Origin of the sequence: Streptomyces sp. NPDC047081, assembly GCF_040643775.1 — a bacterium.
Lineage (GTDB): Bacteria > Actinomycetota > Actinomycetes > Streptomycetales > Streptomycetaceae > Streptomyces.
On sequence record NZ_JBEYUY010000005.1, the window covers coordinates 75,506 to 88,888 of the forward strand.

16 protein-coding genes are annotated in these 13,383 nt (G+C 70.9%); 9 read left to right on the top strand and 7 right to left on the bottom strand.

The genetic code is table 11. The features are described from left to right. Positions 1-8: 8 nt before the first annotated feature. The gene (locus tag ABZ848_RS11100; RefSeq protein ID WP_360828840.1) at positions 9-914 is read left to right on the top strand and encodes a Gfo/Idh/MocA family oxidoreductase; all 906 of its coding nucleotides are present in this window, start codon (positions 9-11) and stop codon (positions 912-914) included. Here the strand turns inward: ABZ848_RS11100 and lnt are convergent. Both lnt and ABZ848_RS11110 read right to left on the bottom strand, forming a co-directional pair. Beyond that, positions 838-2,412: an apolipoprotein N-acyltransferase gene (lnt, locus tag ABZ848_RS11105; protein WP_360828843.1), complete on the bottom strand. Its 1,575-nt coding sequence runs from the start codon at positions 2,410-2,412 to the stop codon at positions 838-840. The genes ABZ848_RS11100 and lnt overlap by 77 nt on opposite strands. Before the next feature lie 92 nt (positions 2,413-2,504). After that, complete coding sequence (locus tag ABZ848_RS11110; protein WP_360828846.1) at positions 2,505-2,981, bottom strand: nuclear transport factor 2 family protein; 477 nt, start codon at positions 2,979-2,981, stop codon at positions 2,505-2,507. Between the two features lie 225 nt (positions 2,982-3,206). Here ABZ848_RS11110 and ABZ848_RS11115 point away from each other — a divergent pair, with 225 nt between their 5' ends. Together ABZ848_RS11115 and ABZ848_RS11120 are read left to right on the top strand one after the other, a co-directional pair. After that, on the top strand, positions 3,207-3,863 hold the full coding sequence (locus ABZ848_RS11115) for a hypothetical protein (protein WP_360829824.1): 657 nt from the start codon (positions 3,207-3,209) through the stop codon (positions 3,861-3,863). 55 nt (positions 3,864-3,918) lie between these two features. Further along, positions 3,919-4,659, top strand: a complete 741-nt coding sequence (locus ABZ848_RS11120; protein ID WP_360828849.1) for an SDR family oxidoreductase — start codon at positions 3,919-3,921, stop codon at positions 4,657-4,659. A gap of 100 nt (positions 4,660-4,759) precedes the next feature. Here ABZ848_RS11120 and ABZ848_RS11125 read toward each other — a convergent pair whose 3' ends face one another. Further along, positions 4,760-4,939 (bottom strand): hypothetical protein, encoded by a 180-nt coding sequence (locus tag ABZ848_RS11125; RefSeq protein ID WP_360828852.1) that lies wholly within the window; start codon positions 4,937-4,939, stop codon positions 4,760-4,762. Positions 4,940-5,072: 133 nt separating this feature from the next. Next, the gene (locus tag ABZ848_RS11130; protein WP_360828855.1) at positions 5,073-5,351 is read right to left on the bottom strand and encodes a helix-turn-helix domain-containing protein; all 279 of its coding nucleotides are present in this window, start codon (positions 5,349-5,351) and stop codon (positions 5,073-5,075) included. 162 nt (positions 5,352-5,513) lie between these two features. On the opposite strand from ABZ848_RS11130, the gene ABZ848_RS11135 reads away from it, so the two are divergent. Further along, on the top strand, positions 5,514-6,077 hold the full coding sequence (locus ABZ848_RS11135; protein WP_360828858.1) for a carboxymuconolactone decarboxylase family protein: 564 nt from the start codon (positions 5,514-5,516) through the stop codon (positions 6,075-6,077). Position 6,078: 1 nt separating this feature from the next. Here ABZ848_RS11135 and ABZ848_RS11140 read toward each other — a convergent pair whose 3' ends face one another. Then, positions 6,079-6,954: an undecaprenyl-diphosphate phosphatase gene (locus tag ABZ848_RS11140; RefSeq protein WP_360828861.1), complete on the bottom strand. Its 876-nt coding sequence runs from the start codon at positions 6,952-6,954 to the stop codon at positions 6,079-6,081. Positions 6,955-7,255: 301 nt separating this feature from the next. Here ABZ848_RS11140 and ABZ848_RS11145 point away from each other — a divergent pair, with 301 nt between their 5' ends. Genes ABZ848_RS11145 through ABZ848_RS11155 form a run of 3 tightly spaced genes read left to right on the top strand, consistent with a single transcriptional unit; the run spans position 7,256 to position 10,055 of the window. After that, positions 7,256-8,416: a Gfo/Idh/MocA family oxidoreductase gene (locus ABZ848_RS11145; protein WP_360828864.1), complete on the top strand. Its 1,161-nt coding sequence runs from the start codon at positions 7,256-7,258 to the stop codon at positions 8,414-8,416. Next, positions 8,413-9,339: a PmoA family protein gene (locus ABZ848_RS11150; RefSeq protein WP_360828867.1), complete on the top strand. Its 927-nt coding sequence runs from the start codon at positions 8,413-8,415 to the stop codon at positions 9,337-9,339. The genes ABZ848_RS11145 and ABZ848_RS11150 overlap by 4 nt, the downstream gene beginning before the upstream one ends. Further along, positions 9,333-10,055: a cupin gene (locus ABZ848_RS11155; RefSeq protein ID WP_360828870.1), complete on the top strand. Its 723-nt coding sequence runs from the start codon at positions 9,333-9,335 to the stop codon at positions 10,053-10,055. The genes ABZ848_RS11150 and ABZ848_RS11155 overlap by 7 nt, the downstream gene beginning before the upstream one ends. Positions 10,056-10,064: 9 nt before the next feature. Here ABZ848_RS11155 and ABZ848_RS11160 read toward each other — a convergent pair whose 3' ends face one another. Beyond that, a complete protein-coding gene (locus ABZ848_RS11160; RefSeq protein WP_360828873.1) occupies positions 10,065-10,535 on the bottom strand; it encodes a helix-turn-helix domain-containing protein in 471 nt (156 codons plus the stop codon). Between the two features lie 107 nt (positions 10,536-10,642). On the opposite strand from ABZ848_RS11160, the gene ABZ848_RS11165 reads away from it, so the two are divergent. After that, positions 10,643-11,812: a thiolase family protein gene (locus tag ABZ848_RS11165; RefSeq protein WP_360828876.1), complete on the top strand. Its 1,170-nt coding sequence runs from the start codon at positions 10,643-10,645 to the stop codon at positions 11,810-11,812. Positions 11,813-11,815: 3 nt separating this feature from the next. On the opposite strand, the gene ABZ848_RS11170 is transcribed toward ABZ848_RS11165, so the two are convergent. Next, positions 11,816-12,598: a VTT domain-containing protein gene (locus ABZ848_RS11170; protein WP_360828878.1), complete on the bottom strand. Its 783-nt coding sequence runs from the start codon at positions 12,596-12,598 to the stop codon at positions 11,816-11,818. 49 nt (positions 12,599-12,647) lie between these two features. Between ABZ848_RS11170 and ABZ848_RS11175 the strand changes: the two genes are divergently transcribed. After that, positions 12,648-13,370: a DNA alkylation repair protein gene (locus ABZ848_RS11175; RefSeq protein ID WP_360828881.1), complete on the top strand. Its 723-nt coding sequence runs from the start codon at positions 12,648-12,650 to the stop codon at positions 13,368-13,370. Positions 13,371-13,383 lie beyond the last annotated feature (13 nt).

Here is a 13,383-nt window from a genome sequence, read left to right on the forward strand (position 1 = left end):
ACCACCCCGTGAAGGTCGGCTGCATCGGACTCGGCGACATCGCGCAGAAGGCCTACCTTCCGGTGCTCGGCACGCTCCCCGGGGTCGAGCTGCACCTGCAGACACGGACGCCCGCCACGCTCGACCGGGTCGCCGACACCCTTCACCTCGCGCCCGGGCAGCGCCACCGGGATCTCGACGCGCTGCTCGCCCAGGGCCTCGACGCCGCCTTCGTGCACGCGCCCACCGTCGCGCACCCGGAGATCGTGACGCGGCTGCTGGAGGCGGGCGTACCGACGTACGTCGACAAGCCGCTCGCCTACGAACTCGCCGACTCCGAGCGGCTGGTGACGCTCGCGGAGCAGCGCAATGTGTCGCTCGCGGTCGGCTTCAACCGGCGGTTCGCGCCCGGGTACGCGCAGTGCGCCGACCATCCGCGCGAGCTGATCCTCATGCAGAAGAACCGCATCGGGCTGCCGGAGGAGCCGCGCTCGATGATCCTCGACGACTTCATCCATGTCGTCGACACCCTGCGTTTCCTCGCGCCCGGGCCGGTCGACGACGTGACGGTACGCGCGCGCGTGGCCGACGGGCTGCTGCACCATGTCGTGCTGCAGCTGGCCGGCGACGGCTTCACCGCGCTCGGCGTGATGAACCGGCTCAGCGGTTCGGCGGAGGAGATCCTGGAGGTGTCCGGGCAGGACACCAAGCGTCAGGTGGTCAACCTCGCCGAGATAATTGACCACAAGGGCCAGCCGACCGTGCGCCGGCGCGGCGACTGGGTGCCGGTGGCGCGCCAGCGGGGCATCGAGCAGGCGGTGTTCGCCTTCCTCGACGCGGTGCGCGCGGGCAAGGTGCTCAGCGCCCGGGACGCACTGGCGACTCACGAACTGTGCGAGCGGGTGGTACGTGCGGTTCAGGACCGGGCCGCCTGAGACGGAGCGCGCGGACGCCCTCGGCCGTGCACCAGGCGGCGAGGATCAGGAGGGCGGCGTGGACGGGCCAGTCGCCGTAGCGGACGTAGGGAGTCACTCCGTGCGCCAGTGGTATGTCATACAGCACTGACCTGCTCTCGCTCGTCCTGACCCACGATCCGATCCGCTCCCCGCTCGCCCCGTACACCGCCGACACGCCTGTCAGCGTCGCGTGCACCATCGGGCGCCCGGTCTCCGCGGCGCGCAGGGCGGCGAGCGAGGCGTGCTGTTCGGGGGCCCAGCTCTGCTGGAACGACGAGGTCGCCGACTGGGCCACCAGCACCTCGGCGCCGTCCTGGGTGAGATGGCGGCTCATGTCGGGGAACGCCGACTCGAAGCAGACCATGGGGCCGATGCGGAGGCCGTGGCCGACGTTCATGACGACCTGCTCGGTGCCGCGGTGGCGGTCCTCGCCGGCCGCCTTGCCGACGTCGGTGGCCCAGCCGAGGACCGAGCGGAAGGGTATGTACTCGCCGAACGGAACGAGCCGCATCTTGTCGTAGCGGTCGCCGGTCAGGCCCTGCGGGCCGACCAGCACCGAACTCTTGTAGATGCCGGGCTTGTCGGAGCGGCGCGCGTCCACGTTGACCAGGATGTCGGCGCCGGTCTCGCGGGAGAGCGCCGCGATCCTGCGGGCCAGGTCGGGCCGGTCGCCGAGGTCGAAGCCGACGCTGCTCTCGCCCCAGACGATCAGGTCCGGCTTCTCCCCGGCGAGCTTCCGGGTGAGCTGCTCCTCGCGGTCGAAGCGCTTCTCGGGGCTGCCGACGCCGTCTATGACGCCGGGTTGTACGACGGCGATCCGCACCCGGCCGTCGACGTCGGGGCGCGGTGACCAGACCCAGGCCGCGGAGGTGGCGGCGGCCGTCGCGACGATCCCGGCGACGGCCGGGACCCTGGACTCGCGGACCGAGACCAGCACGGCGACGGAGACGTTGACGGCCACGACGAGGAAGCTGAGCAGCCAGACCCCGCCGACGGAGGCGAGCCGCAGTGCGGGTTCCACCTGCCACTGGCTGGAGCCGAGCAGGCCCCAGGGCCCGCCAAGCCCCTGCCAGGAGCGGACGAGTTCGACCATCAGCCACCCGGACGGCAGCACGACGAGGGCGGCGAGTACCCGCCCCGGCCCCGGCACTCCGCCCAGGAACCGCCGCACCAGCCAGCCCCACGGCGCCCACAACGCGCCCAGCAGCGCGCCGATCACGAAGATGAACACATTGAGGCTCGGCAACAGCCAGTGGTGCACGGCCACCATGAACCCGAAGCCGCCGGCCCAGCCGTCGTACGCCGCCCGTTTCCCGGTCGGCGCGGAGCGCACCAGCAGGATCCACGGGACGAGGGCGACGTACGCGAACCACCACAGCGACGGGGCGGGGAAGGCGAACACGGGCAGCGCACCGGTGAGCGCGGCGAGCGCGGAGCGCCGCCACGGGGAGGCGAGCCACTGATCCAAACGCTTCATACGGCACCTCCCTACCCCGTGGGTGGCTCCAGTGTGCGTGCTTTCGATGATCGGGAACAGGGGGCCACGGGATCAGGTCATGGCCACGGCGATCAGTCGGCGACTGATGTCGGACGTCGCTCGGGCAGTTGGCGCCACTTCTCCTGGACGACGACTTCGCGCAGCCGCCAACCGTCGTACGTCCGCAGCAGTCCGAAGGCGTAACGCCCGCCGCACACGAAGTCCGGTGCGGCGCCGTCGCCCTCGAACCGCATGGGGTTGACGTAATCGGCCTGCACGCGCGCGGTGTCGCCGGTGTCCTGCTCCAGAAGCCCGAACCGCACCCGGCGGTTGACGATCAGATGCTGCCGCATCGGAAACAACGCCATGCTCTCGGCGAGCCAGGCGGCAACACTCCCGGCATCCCCCTCGATCCCACCGGCCGACCGGTAGTCGGCCCGCCCGTCGGCAGTGAACAACCTCCGATACGCGTCCCAGTCACCGTCGTCCACTGCCACCGCGTAATCGGTGACCACCTCGTCCACGGCCAACCGATCCATCACGGTCGCAAGCTCCACGCGCTGCGTCATCGGCTCAGTGTTGGGCATGGGGGGTGCCGGGAAAAGGGCGGGGGCGATATTCGGTCGGCCAGTGCGTCCCTCGCCGAGGGCGATACGCCGAAGAGAAACCGAAGGCCGCGTAGTCGGTACTGACAGCGGGATGCCGGAATCCATGCCGCCATGAATGTCCGTGCTCACGGCGCCGCCCCCTAACAGCGCGCCTTCGGGGTCGCAGGCAGGGATCATGGCGAGGTGATGAAGCGGACCAAGAAGGCGGCTCCAGTCGAGCAACCGCGTCATGAAGCGGAACTCTCCGCGTATCAACGCGCCCTGCGGGACCGCCTCCTCGCGGCTCCTGTCGTTGCCGCGCCCGAGCCCTGGCGGCCCGTCTTCGAACGCTGCGTGCCGGTGGGCGGCCTCCTGGGGATCGGCTTCGCGGCGCATCCCGACAGTGGCCACGATCTGGTGATGGTCGTCTCGCACGACGGCCACGGCCTCTTCGACGCCGTCACGGGGGAGAAGATCGCCCGGGACCGCGACCCAGCCCCCGAGGACAGCACTCCCGACTCGGCTGCGGATCTGTCGTGCCCAGGATTGGGACCGGTGTCCGGAAACAGGGTGCATATCGCCGGCCTCTTCGGCGGCGGACTCCACATGACGACCCCGGACGGCTGGACCCTGGAGGTCGTCACCCCGGCCTGGCCCAACGACCGAGTCCTCCTCTCCCGCGACGGAGGCCTGCCCCACTCGGGTCCGTACGGAGAGCACTGGTGGCACCTCTTCCACTCCAACTACTCCGAGCTACGAGCCACGGGCTTCTCACCCTCCGGACAGACACTCGCGGTCGCGACGAGCAGCGACCTGACCCTCTGGACGCGGAGGCCGGCCTCGGTGACGGCAGCAGTGTTGTAAATAGGGGCTGGGTGATCGATGATCGATCATCTGTCCAGCTGTTCAGGAGGAGCCCATGACGCGTCCCGTCACCATCGTCACCGGCGGTAGCAGGGGAATCGGTGCCGCGACCTGTCTGCGCCTGGCGGCCGACGGGCATGACGTGGTCGTCGGGTACGTCCGGGACCGGGAAGCCGCTGAAAGAGTGGCCGGCGGGGTGCGGGAGGCAGGGGGCCGTGCCCTCGCCGTACGGGTGGATACGGCTGTCGAGAATGACGTCGAGCGGCTCTTCGGCGTGGCCGAGCTTGAGATCGGGCCCCTCACCGGGCTTGTGAACAACGCTGCTGTGACCGGGCCGTTGGGGCGGCTCGCCGATACCGGGACCGACACCCTGCGCCGGGTCGTCGACGTCAATCTCCTCGGTGTGTTGCTGTGTTCGCGCCGGGCCGCGCAACTCATGACCCCGCGGGGGAGCGGTGTCATCGTCAACGTCTCGTCGGGGGCCGCCACTCTCGGCAGTCCCGGTGAGTACGTGCACTACGCGGCCACCAAGGCGGCCGGCGACGCCCTGACTCTGGGGCTGGCCAAGGAGCTTGGGCCCGACGGCATCCGCGTCAACGCCGTCGCGCCCGGCGCCGTCGACACCGAGATGCACGCCACCATGGGTGATCCGGACCGTGCTTGGCGGATGGCCGAGTCGATTCCGTTGCGGCGGCCGGCGCGAACCGAGGAGATCGCCGCGGCCATCGCTTGGCTGATGTCGCCGGACGCGTCGTACGCCACGGGTGCGGTTCTGCGAGTGGCGGGCGGGCGTTGACCTCAAGGTGCGGGTGCGGGAGCCGGAGGCGGTGGGGGGCTTCGGAGTCCGGACGCGTGGGCCCGCTCGGTGGCGGGCGGGCCGCCTCCTACGCCGCTTCCTACGCCGCCTCGATCACGTCTCCACGGATCGCCGCCGCCCACTCGACCACCAACAGCTCGTACTCCGCACGCTCCTGAGCCGACAGTGAGCCGCTCGCGCGCAGCCACAGCGCGCGGATCTGCTCGTTCACCTCGGCAGCAGACCGCGCGGAACCAGGGGCCATGGAATCGGGGAACATGCCGACAAGCCTAGGGGCAAGCACTGACACTGCGCTACCAGACGGCTACTCATCCCCTATGTCATTGGTCACGGATTTCTTGATCGCCACCACCTACTGACTTGACGGTCAGTCAATTCAGCAAGCAGACGCGTCACTTCCTCCGCTCCGCCCAGACCCGCGACCACTCCAGCAGCGGTCCCATCGCCGTCACCAAGTCCTGCCCGAGCGGCGTGAGTTGCCAGGTCGCGTCGGTCGTCGGCGCGGCGATGCCAGCCTCGCGCAGTTCCGTCAGCCGTGTCGACAGGACGCTGGAGGACATGTCGTCGCAACGGCGTTGCAGGTCCCGGAAGCCGATCGGGGCCGTGTGCTGGTGGAGTTCCCAGATCACGCGCAGCGTCCAGCGACGGCCCAGCAGGTCGAGCGCGGCCATGACCGGGCGACCGGTCGTCGAACCCCTGACCGGCCGACCGGGAGTTGGTGCCGACCCCACAGCAGTTCCTCCAGCTTCTCCTCATGCCTCGGCTCCGGCATCCCCGGCTCACCTCACCTCCACCCTTGCGCTTCGATTTCAGAAGCGCAACAGTCGATACCCATGAAGAAGCAGCGCATGGACGGCGTAGTGCCGCCCTACTCACCCGAAACCGACCGCGCCCTGCACCGCTGGATGCCACCCGGCGTCACCCGCGAACCCCTCATGCTCTTCAAGGTCCTCGAACGCCACCCCGAACTCGCCTCCCGTATGCGCGCACTCGGCGCCGGACTCCTCGTCCACGGCCGCCTCTCCGACGCCGACCGCGAGCTCGTGATCGCCCGCGTCGCGGCCCGCGCCGGCTGCGGCTACGAGTGGGGCGTCCACATGGCGACGTACGCGGAAACGGCCGGTCTCACCCCGTACCAGATCACCTTGACCGCGACCGGCACCCCCGACGACCGCGCCTGGTCGCCCCGGCAGACGGCGCTGCTCCGCGCGGTCGACGAACTGCACGCCACCGCCCGGCTGGGCGACGAGGCCTGGGCCGCGCTCCGTGGCCACCTCGACGAGCCCGAGGCGATCGAATTCCTCGTGCTGGCCGGGTGGTACCGCACCATCGCCTACGTGGCCAACGGCGTGCAGATCGAGGCCGAACCCTGGGCGCTTCCGCTGCCCGCGCGGTGACTCAGCCCGCCGACTCCGCCGCGTGCGGGCTCAGGACGCCCGCCGTCACCAGCGCGATGATCACGATGCCGAGCGCGATCCGGTACCAGACGAACGGCATGAAGCTCTTCGTCGAGATGAACTTCATGAACCACGCGATCACCGCGTACCCCGACGCGAAGGCGATCACCGTCGCGAACAGCGTCGGCCCCCACGACACGTGGTCGCTCTCCATCGCGTCCTTGAGTTCGAACAGGCCGGACGCCAGTACCGCGGGGATGGCGAGCAGGAAGGAGTAGCGGGCCGCGGCCTCGCGCTTGTAGCCCATGAACAGGCCGCCGCTGATGGTGGCGCCGGAGCGGGAGACGCCCGGGACCAGGGCCGCCGACTGGCACAGGCCGAAGACCAGGCCGTCCTTCACGCCGAGGTTCTCCAGCGTCTTGCGCTGCTTGGGCGCGCGGTGCCGGCCGCCCGTCTCGTCACGGGCCGCCAGCCGGTCGGCTATGCCGATGACGACGCCGATCCCGATCAGCATGGTCGCGGTGATGCGCAGATCGCGGAACGGCCCCTCGATCTGGTCCTTGAACAGCAGCCCGAGCACCCCGATCGGGATCGAGCCGACGATGACCAGCCAGCCCATCTGCGCGTCGTGGTCGGCCCGCATCTCCTTGTTCACCAGCGATCGCGCCCAGGCGGAGATGATCCGCCCGATGTCCTTGCGGAAGTAGATCAGCACCGCGGCCTCCGTGCCGATCTGGGTGATCGCCGTGAACGCCGCCCCCGGGTCCTTCCAGCCGGAGAAGGCCGCGGTCAGCCGCAGATGCGCGCTGGAGGAGACGGGGAGGAACTCGGTCAGCCCCTGGACGAGTCCGAGGACGAGGGATTCAAACCAAGACATGAAGTTACGGCGTCCAAGTGCTGGTCGTGGCGGGCGGCAAGTGGTGATCGCGGCGGGCGGACAGGGCGTCGCGCAGCCGGGCGTCGTGATCACGGATGTGGGGGCAGCCTAGCGTCCGGCACTGACAGCGCCCGCACAGGGGTTTCGCGGGCGACGGCGGCCTCGGGACGCGGCCGTCCGCGACCATGCGTTTCGGGTGGTTGACCTTGTGCGGGGGCGCGGCTTACCTTCCATGAAGGAGAAAGCGCTTGCTGTTCCTCCTCTTAGACCCGCCGTCCCCGGAGGAGTGCTGATCGCGTCCATGTCCACGTCCGAGACCCGCCCCCGCTCGCCCATCGAGGGCCGCCGCATCCGGGCCGCCCTCGTCGGTATCGGTGCCATCGGCCGCGGCTCGCATCTGCCCGCGCTGAACAGGCTCGCCGAGGAGGGCGAGACGGAGGTCGTCGCCGCGGTCGACATCGATGCCATCGCGGTCGGGGAGTTCTGCGAGCAGACGGGGATTCCGCACGCGTACACCGACCTGGACCGGATGCTGGAGGAGCAGCGGCCCGACCTGGTCAGCATCTGCACCCCGCCGACCCTGCACCGCGCGCAGACGATCGCCGCGCTGCGGGCCGGGGCCTGGGTGTGGTGCGAGAAGCCGCCGGTCCCGACGCTCGCCGACTACGACGCCGTAGAAGCCGAAGAGGGCAAGGAGGGCGGCCCGTACGCGTCGATCGTCTTCCAGCACCGCTTCGGCTCCGGCTCGCGGCATGTACGGCGGCTGCTGGCCGAGCGGGCCATGGGCCGGCCGCTCGTGGCGCACTGCCAGACCACCTGGTACCGGGACACCGCCTACTACGCCGTGCCCTGGCGCGGGCGCTGGGCGACCGAGGGCGGCGGGCCCGCGATGGGGCACGGGATCCACCAGATGGATCTGCTGCTGGATCTGCTCGGGCCGTGGAGCGAGGTGCGGGCGATGGCCGGGCGGCTGGTGCACGACGTGGAGACCGAGGACGTGTCGACGGCCCTGGTCCGCTTCGAGAACGGCGCGCTCGCGACCGTCGTCAACAGTGTGCTGAGCCCCGAGGAGGTCAGCCGCATCCGTATCGACTGCGAGCGCGCCACCGTCGAGCTCACCCACCTCTACGGCCACTCCAACGCGAACTGGCGGATCGTCCCGGCCCCGGACGTCCCCGGCGACGAGGCCGCCGCCTGGCACGACTTCGGCGCGGACGTGCCCAGCTCGCACCTGGAGCAGCTGCGCGAGCTGGTAGCGAGCATGCGCAAGGGCGAGCGGCCGCGCAGCAGCGGCGCGGACGGGCGTACGAGCCTGGAGCTGATCGCCGCGCTGTACAAGTCGGCGTTCACCGACAGCACGGTGAAGGCGGGGGAGATCGGGCCGGGTGACCCGTTCTACACGGCGATGCACGGGAACGTCCCCGGCTGGGCACCCGTGGCCGCCGAGGAGGTGTCCGCATGACCGGCCCGCGTCTCGTCCACGCCCACGGGGAACGGATCACGCTCACCGAACCGGCCACCGGCGTAGAGCTGTTGAGTTACGTGTACGCGCCCGAGGCCGCCTGGGAGGCCCCGAAGCCGTACGTGCATCCGATGCGCACCCTGGCAGGCGACGTCGTCACCGACTACCGGCCCAACGACCACCGCTGGCACAAGGGCCTCCAGCTCACGGCCTCGCACCTGTCCGGCGCCAACCTGTGGGGCGGCAACTCGTACGTGCACGGCGAGGGTTACCTCGAACTCCCCGAGCGCGTCGGCTCGATGGCGCACGTCGCCTTCGACGAGGTCGCCGCGCACGAGGACCGGGCCGTCATCGCGGAGCGGCTCACCTGGCACCCGTACAGCGGTGAACTGTGGGCCGACGAGCGGCGGTTGATCGAGGTGCACGACGTCGACCGCGAGTCCGGTTCCTGGGCGCTGACCTGGACCAGCGCGGTCACCAACCGGCGCGACGAGCCGCTGCGGTTCGGCAGCCCGACCTCCGCCGGGCGCGAACTGGCGGGCTACACCGGCCTGTTCTGGCGCGGTCCGCGCGCCTTCCGCGACGGCCGCATCATCGGCCCCGAGTCCGAGGGCCCCGGCCTGATGGGTGAGCAGGCGGCCTGGCTCGCCTTCTCCGGCGAGCACGACGGCAGTGACGGCCACGCGACCCTCGTCTTCGCGCACGCCCCCGAGAACGACCATCTCGGGTCCGCCGGATCCCACCCGGCCCACTGGTTCGTCCGCAACGAGCCGTTCGCCGGCGTGGCCCCGTCCTGGGCCTTCTACGACGAACTGGAGCTCGCCCCCGGCGACACCCTCACCCGCCGCTACCGCGTGGTCGTGGCCGACGGAGTCTGGGAGCGGGAGGAGATCGCCAAGTACCTGGAGGCGCATCCGTGGTGAACACCGGGGGCTTCACCGGACTGCCGGGCGGCGTCGCCGTCTCGCACCTGCGCGTCTACGACTGGCCCGCCGCCGACGGCGTCTGCGGCGGAACTCCCCATATGCACCTGACCTGTTCGGAGGGGTACGTCGTCACGGGCGGCCGGGGTGCGGTGCAGACGCTCACGACGTCCGGGTACGAGGTCACGCCCCTCGTACCCGGCACGGTCGCCTGGTTCACGCCGGGCACCATCCACCGCCTCGTCAACGAGGACGACCTGCGCATCACGGTGCTGATGCAGAACAGCGGGCTGCCGGAGGCGGGCGACGCGGTGCTGACGCTGCCGCCGCGATACCTCACCGACCCGGAGACGTACGCCGCCGCGACCAGGATCCCGGTGGACGCCCCGGAGGAGGAGCAGGCCCGCGCCGCCCGGGCCCGCCGGGACCTCGCCCTGGAGGGCTACCGGGCACTGCGCGAGGCGGACGGCCCCGAGCCACTGGCCGCCTTCCACCGCGCCGCGGCGGCCCTGGTACGTCCCCGGCTCGCCGAGTGGCGCGAGCGCTGGCAACGGGGCGCCGAGGCGGCCGCAGCTGCCACGGGGGAGCAGCTGCGCCGCCTCGAACAGGGCGACGCGACCTACCTCACGGAGGCCGCCGTACGGGCCGAACTGCCTTCGGGACACGGGAAGTTCGGGATGTGCGGGCGGTTGGACGTGTACCCGGGGCCCGCCTGACGGCAGGCGCTAGGCCGCCGTCGGCCCCGTAACCGTCCAGCCCTCTGCCTGGGGGTGGGCCGTCAGGTCCTCGTGGTGGATCGGTTTGCCGCAGGACTGGCAGGTGACCACCGGGACGAGTTCGTGGCCGCAGGTGTGTTCGACCGTCATGGGCAGGTCGACGCCGTTCCGGATGTGGCGGTCGCCCCACTCCTTGAGGGTCATCAGGACCGGTTCCAGCTCCAGGCCGGCCTGTGTGGGCCGGTACTCGAAGCGCTGCGGTCGTTCGCTGTAGGCGCGCTTGGTCAGGATGCCCGCCTCGACCAGGCGGCGCAGGCGGGTGGAGAGGACGTCGCGGGGGGCGCCGATGTTGCGTACCAGTTGGTCGAAGCGGCCGTTGCCGAGGCACACCTCCCGCAGGACGAGCAGGGAGTACTTCTCGCCGACGACTGCCAGTGCGTCGGCGATGGAACAGGGGCGCGGATCTCCGGTGGCGGCCATGGCGCCCAGTCTAGGTGAGGGTTGGATTTTCAAACTCACCGAGCTATGGTGAGTTTGGATTTCCTACTCACCAGTAGTTCCCGTCGCTTCCACCGGAGGCCCGCACCATGCGTGACGCAGTCATCGTCGAAGCCGTACGCACCCCGATAGGCAAGGGCAAGCCGGGCGGCGCCCTCGCCCACGTCCACCCCGTCGAACTGCTCGCCCACACCCTGCGCACCCTCGTCGAACGCACCGGAGTCGACCCGGCGCTGATCGACGACGTCATCGGCGGCACCGTCGACCAGGTCGGCGAGCAGGCCATGAACACCACCCGCTACGCCGTGCTGTCGGCCGGCTTCCCGGACACCGTCCCGGCGACCACCGTGGACCGTCAGTGCGGTTCCTCCCAGCAGGCCGTGCACTTCGCGGCGCAGGGCGTCATCTCGGGCGCGTACGACATCGTCGTCGCCTGCGGGGTGGAGTCCATGAGCCGGGTGCCGATGTGGTCCAACGTCCCTGCCGGCAAGGACCCCTTCGGCCCGGGAGTCGCCGAGCGCTTCCCGGAGGGTCTGGTCCCGCAGGGCATCAGCGCCGAGCTGATCGCCGCCAAGTGGTCGATCGGCCGCGAGCAGATGGACGCCTTCGCGGTCTCCTCGCACCGCAAGGCGGCGGCCGCCTGGGAGCAGGGACTCTTCGACGAAGAGGTCGCCCCGCTGGAGGGCGTCACGCGGGACGAGTGCGTGCGGCCGGGGAGCACCCCGGAGATCCTGGCGGGCCTCAAGCCCGCCTACTACGACCCCGGTTTCGCCGAGCGCTACCCGCAGATCGAGTGGAACGTCACCGCGGGCAACGCCAGCCCGATCAACGACGGCGCCTCCGCGGTCCTCATCATGTCCGGCGAGACCGCGGCCCGCCTCGGCCTGCGCCCGCTGGCCCGGCTGCACAGCTTCGCCGTCACCGGCTCCGACCCGATCCTCATGCTCACCGGCGTCATCCCGGCCACGGAGAAGGTGCTGCGCCGGGCGAAGCTGACCCTCGACGACATCGACCTGTTCGAGGTCAACGAGGCCTTCTCCAGCGTCGTCCTGGCCTGGCAGCAGGAGACCGGCGCGGACCTCGCCAAGGTGAACGTCAACGGCGGCGCGATCGCCATCGGCCACCCGCTCGGCGCGAGCGGCACCCGTCTGACGACGACCCTGGTGCACGCCATGCGCGCGCGTGGAGCGCGTTACGCCCTGCAGACCATGTGCGAGGCGGGGGGCCTCGCCAACGCCATGATTCTCGAAGCGGCGTAAGGGCTACCGGCCGCGGAAGTGGTGCCGCTTGCGCCAGGCCACCACCGCGCCCGCCACCGTCGGCAGCGCGATGGCGGCGAGTGCGATCAGGAAGATCGGGGAGGTCGGGGACGAGGCCCGGGCACCGGCGACCACATAGGCCGCCGTGTTCGGGATCGACCCCAGCGCGGTCGCCACCAGGAAGGACGTCCAGCCCATCCGGGAGACGGCCGCGCAGTAGTTCACGCCCCAGAACGGCAGCCCGGGAAAGAGCCGCGCCGCGAGCATCGAGCGCATCCCGTGCCGGCTCAACTGCCCGTCCGCGGCCTTCAACAGCCGCCCCCGCAGCAGCGGCCGCAGCGCGTCCTGCCCCAGCACCCGGCCGAGCCCGAACGCGAGTCCGGCCCCGAGCACCGTGCCGGCCATGGACACCCCCAGACCCAGCGCGGAACCGAACAGCGCGCCCGCGGCCAGGTTGAGCAGCGGACGCGGCACGAAGGCGACCGTGACGACGCCGTACGCCACCGCGAACACGACGGCCGCCGTGGCGCCGCTCAACTGCGGCGGCCAGCCGTCGGCGAGCAGCTTCTGCGGCTTGAACAGCAGCACGCTCGCCCCCGCGCCCGCGAGCAGCGCGACGAGCAGCGAGAACCTGGCCCACGGCGACAGCAGGAATCTGCCGAGGCGCAGGAGAGGAGGAGCCGGCGCGACGGCGGCGCCCACGGGCACGGTGACGGCGAGCTCCGTGGCGGCGGCCCGGGGAGGGGCCGTGGCGGTGCCCCCAGAGCGGGTGGTGGCATCGAGCATTCGGCGACACTAACCGACGGATATGTGTGATCGCCGTATGGTTCGTCTCATGAGCGTCACAGCTGCGGACATTCCGCGTGTGCCGTCCAGCACACTCGCCGACTCCGTGCTGGAGCGGCTCACCGCCGTGTACGGCGCCGCGGCCGACCCCGAGCAGGCCGCGCCCATGCGCGCGTACATGAAGGACGTGGCGCCCTTCCTGGGCCTGACCACGCCCGTGCGCCGCGCCCTGTCCCGCACCGTCCTGGAGGGCCTGCCGCGCCCCGCCGAGGCCGACTGCGCCGCGGTCGCCCTGCGCTGCTGGCGGCTGCCCGAGCGCGAGTACCACTACTTCGCCGTCGACTATCTGCGCCGCCACGCGCGCGTGTGCTCCTCCGGTTTCCTGCCGGTGGCACGGCACCTCGTCGCCACCGTCTCCTGGTGGGACACCGTCGACCTGCTCGCCGCCCATGTCGTCGGCGCCCTGGTCGCGGCCGACCCGAAGCTCACGGCCGACATGGACGCCTGGATCGTCGACGACGACCTGTGGATCGCGCGCACGGCACTGCTGCACCAACTGCGTTACAAGGAACGCACCGACACCGAGCGCCTCTTCACCTATTGCCTGCGCCAGTCCGGCCACCCCGACTTCTTCATCCGCAAGGCCATCGGCTGGTGCCTGCGCGAGTACGCCAAGACCGACCCGGAGGCCGTACGCGCCTTCCTGGCGCGCGAGCGAGGGCGGTTCGCGCCGCTGTCGGTGCGCGAGGCGCTGAAGAACATCGGCGCCTGAACCGCCGTACATC

What these genes read in the sequence shown, in the direction of transcription:
- ABZ848_RS11165 (WP_360828876.1), top strand. Translation starts at nt 10,643, where the DNA reads ATGCGTGACGCAGTCATCGTCGAAGCCGTACGCACCCCGATAGGCAAG.
- ABZ848_RS11150 (WP_360828867.1), top strand. Translation starts at nt 8,413, where the DNA reads ATGACCGGCCCGCGTCTCGTCCACGCCCACGGGGAACGGATCACGCTC.
- lnt (WP_360828843.1), bottom strand. Translation starts at nt 2,412, where the DNA reads ATGAAGCGTTTGGATCAGTGGCTCGCCTCCCCGTGGCGGCGCTCCGCG.
- ABZ848_RS11110 (WP_360828846.1), bottom strand. Translation starts at nt 2,981, where the DNA reads ATGACGCAGCGCGTGGAGCTTGCGACCGTGATGGATCGGTTGGCCGTG.
- ABZ848_RS11140 (WP_360828861.1), bottom strand. Translation starts at nt 6,954, where the DNA reads ATGTCTTGGTTTGAATCCCTCGTCCTCGGACTCGTCCAGGGGCTGACC.
- ABZ848_RS11125 (WP_360828852.1), bottom strand. Translation starts at nt 4,939, where the DNA reads ATGTTCCCCGATTCCATGGCCCCTGGTTCCGCGCGGTCTGCTGCCGAG.
- ABZ848_RS11170 (WP_360828878.1), bottom strand. Translation starts at nt 12,598, where the DNA reads ATGCTCGATGCCACCACCCGCTCTGGGGGCACCGCCACGGCCCCTCCC.
- ABZ848_RS11175 (WP_360828881.1), top strand. Translation starts at nt 12,648, where the DNA reads ATGAGCGTCACAGCTGCGGACATTCCGCGTGTGCCGTCCAGCACACTC.
- ABZ848_RS11160 (WP_360828873.1), bottom strand. Translation starts at nt 10,535, where the DNA reads ATGGCCGCCACCGGAGATCCGCGCCCCTGTTCCATCGCCGACGCACTG.
- ABZ848_RS11115 (WP_360829824.1), top strand. Translation starts at nt 3,207, where the DNA reads ATGAAGCGGACCAAGAAGGCGGCTCCAGTCGAGCAACCGCGTCATGAA.
- ABZ848_RS11145 (WP_360828864.1), top strand. Translation starts at nt 7,256, where the DNA reads ATGTCCACGTCCGAGACCCGCCCCCGCTCGCCCATCGAGGGCCGCCGC.
- ABZ848_RS11130 (WP_360828855.1), bottom strand. Translation starts at nt 5,351, where the DNA reads ATGGCCGCGCTCGACCTGCTGGGCCGTCGCTGGACGCTGCGCGTGATC.
- ABZ848_RS11120 (WP_360828849.1), top strand. Translation starts at nt 3,919, where the DNA reads ATGACGCGTCCCGTCACCATCGTCACCGGCGGTAGCAGGGGAATCGGT.
- ABZ848_RS11135 (WP_360828858.1), top strand. Translation starts at nt 5,514, where the DNA reads ATGAAGAAGCAGCGCATGGACGGCGTAGTGCCGCCCTACTCACCCGAA.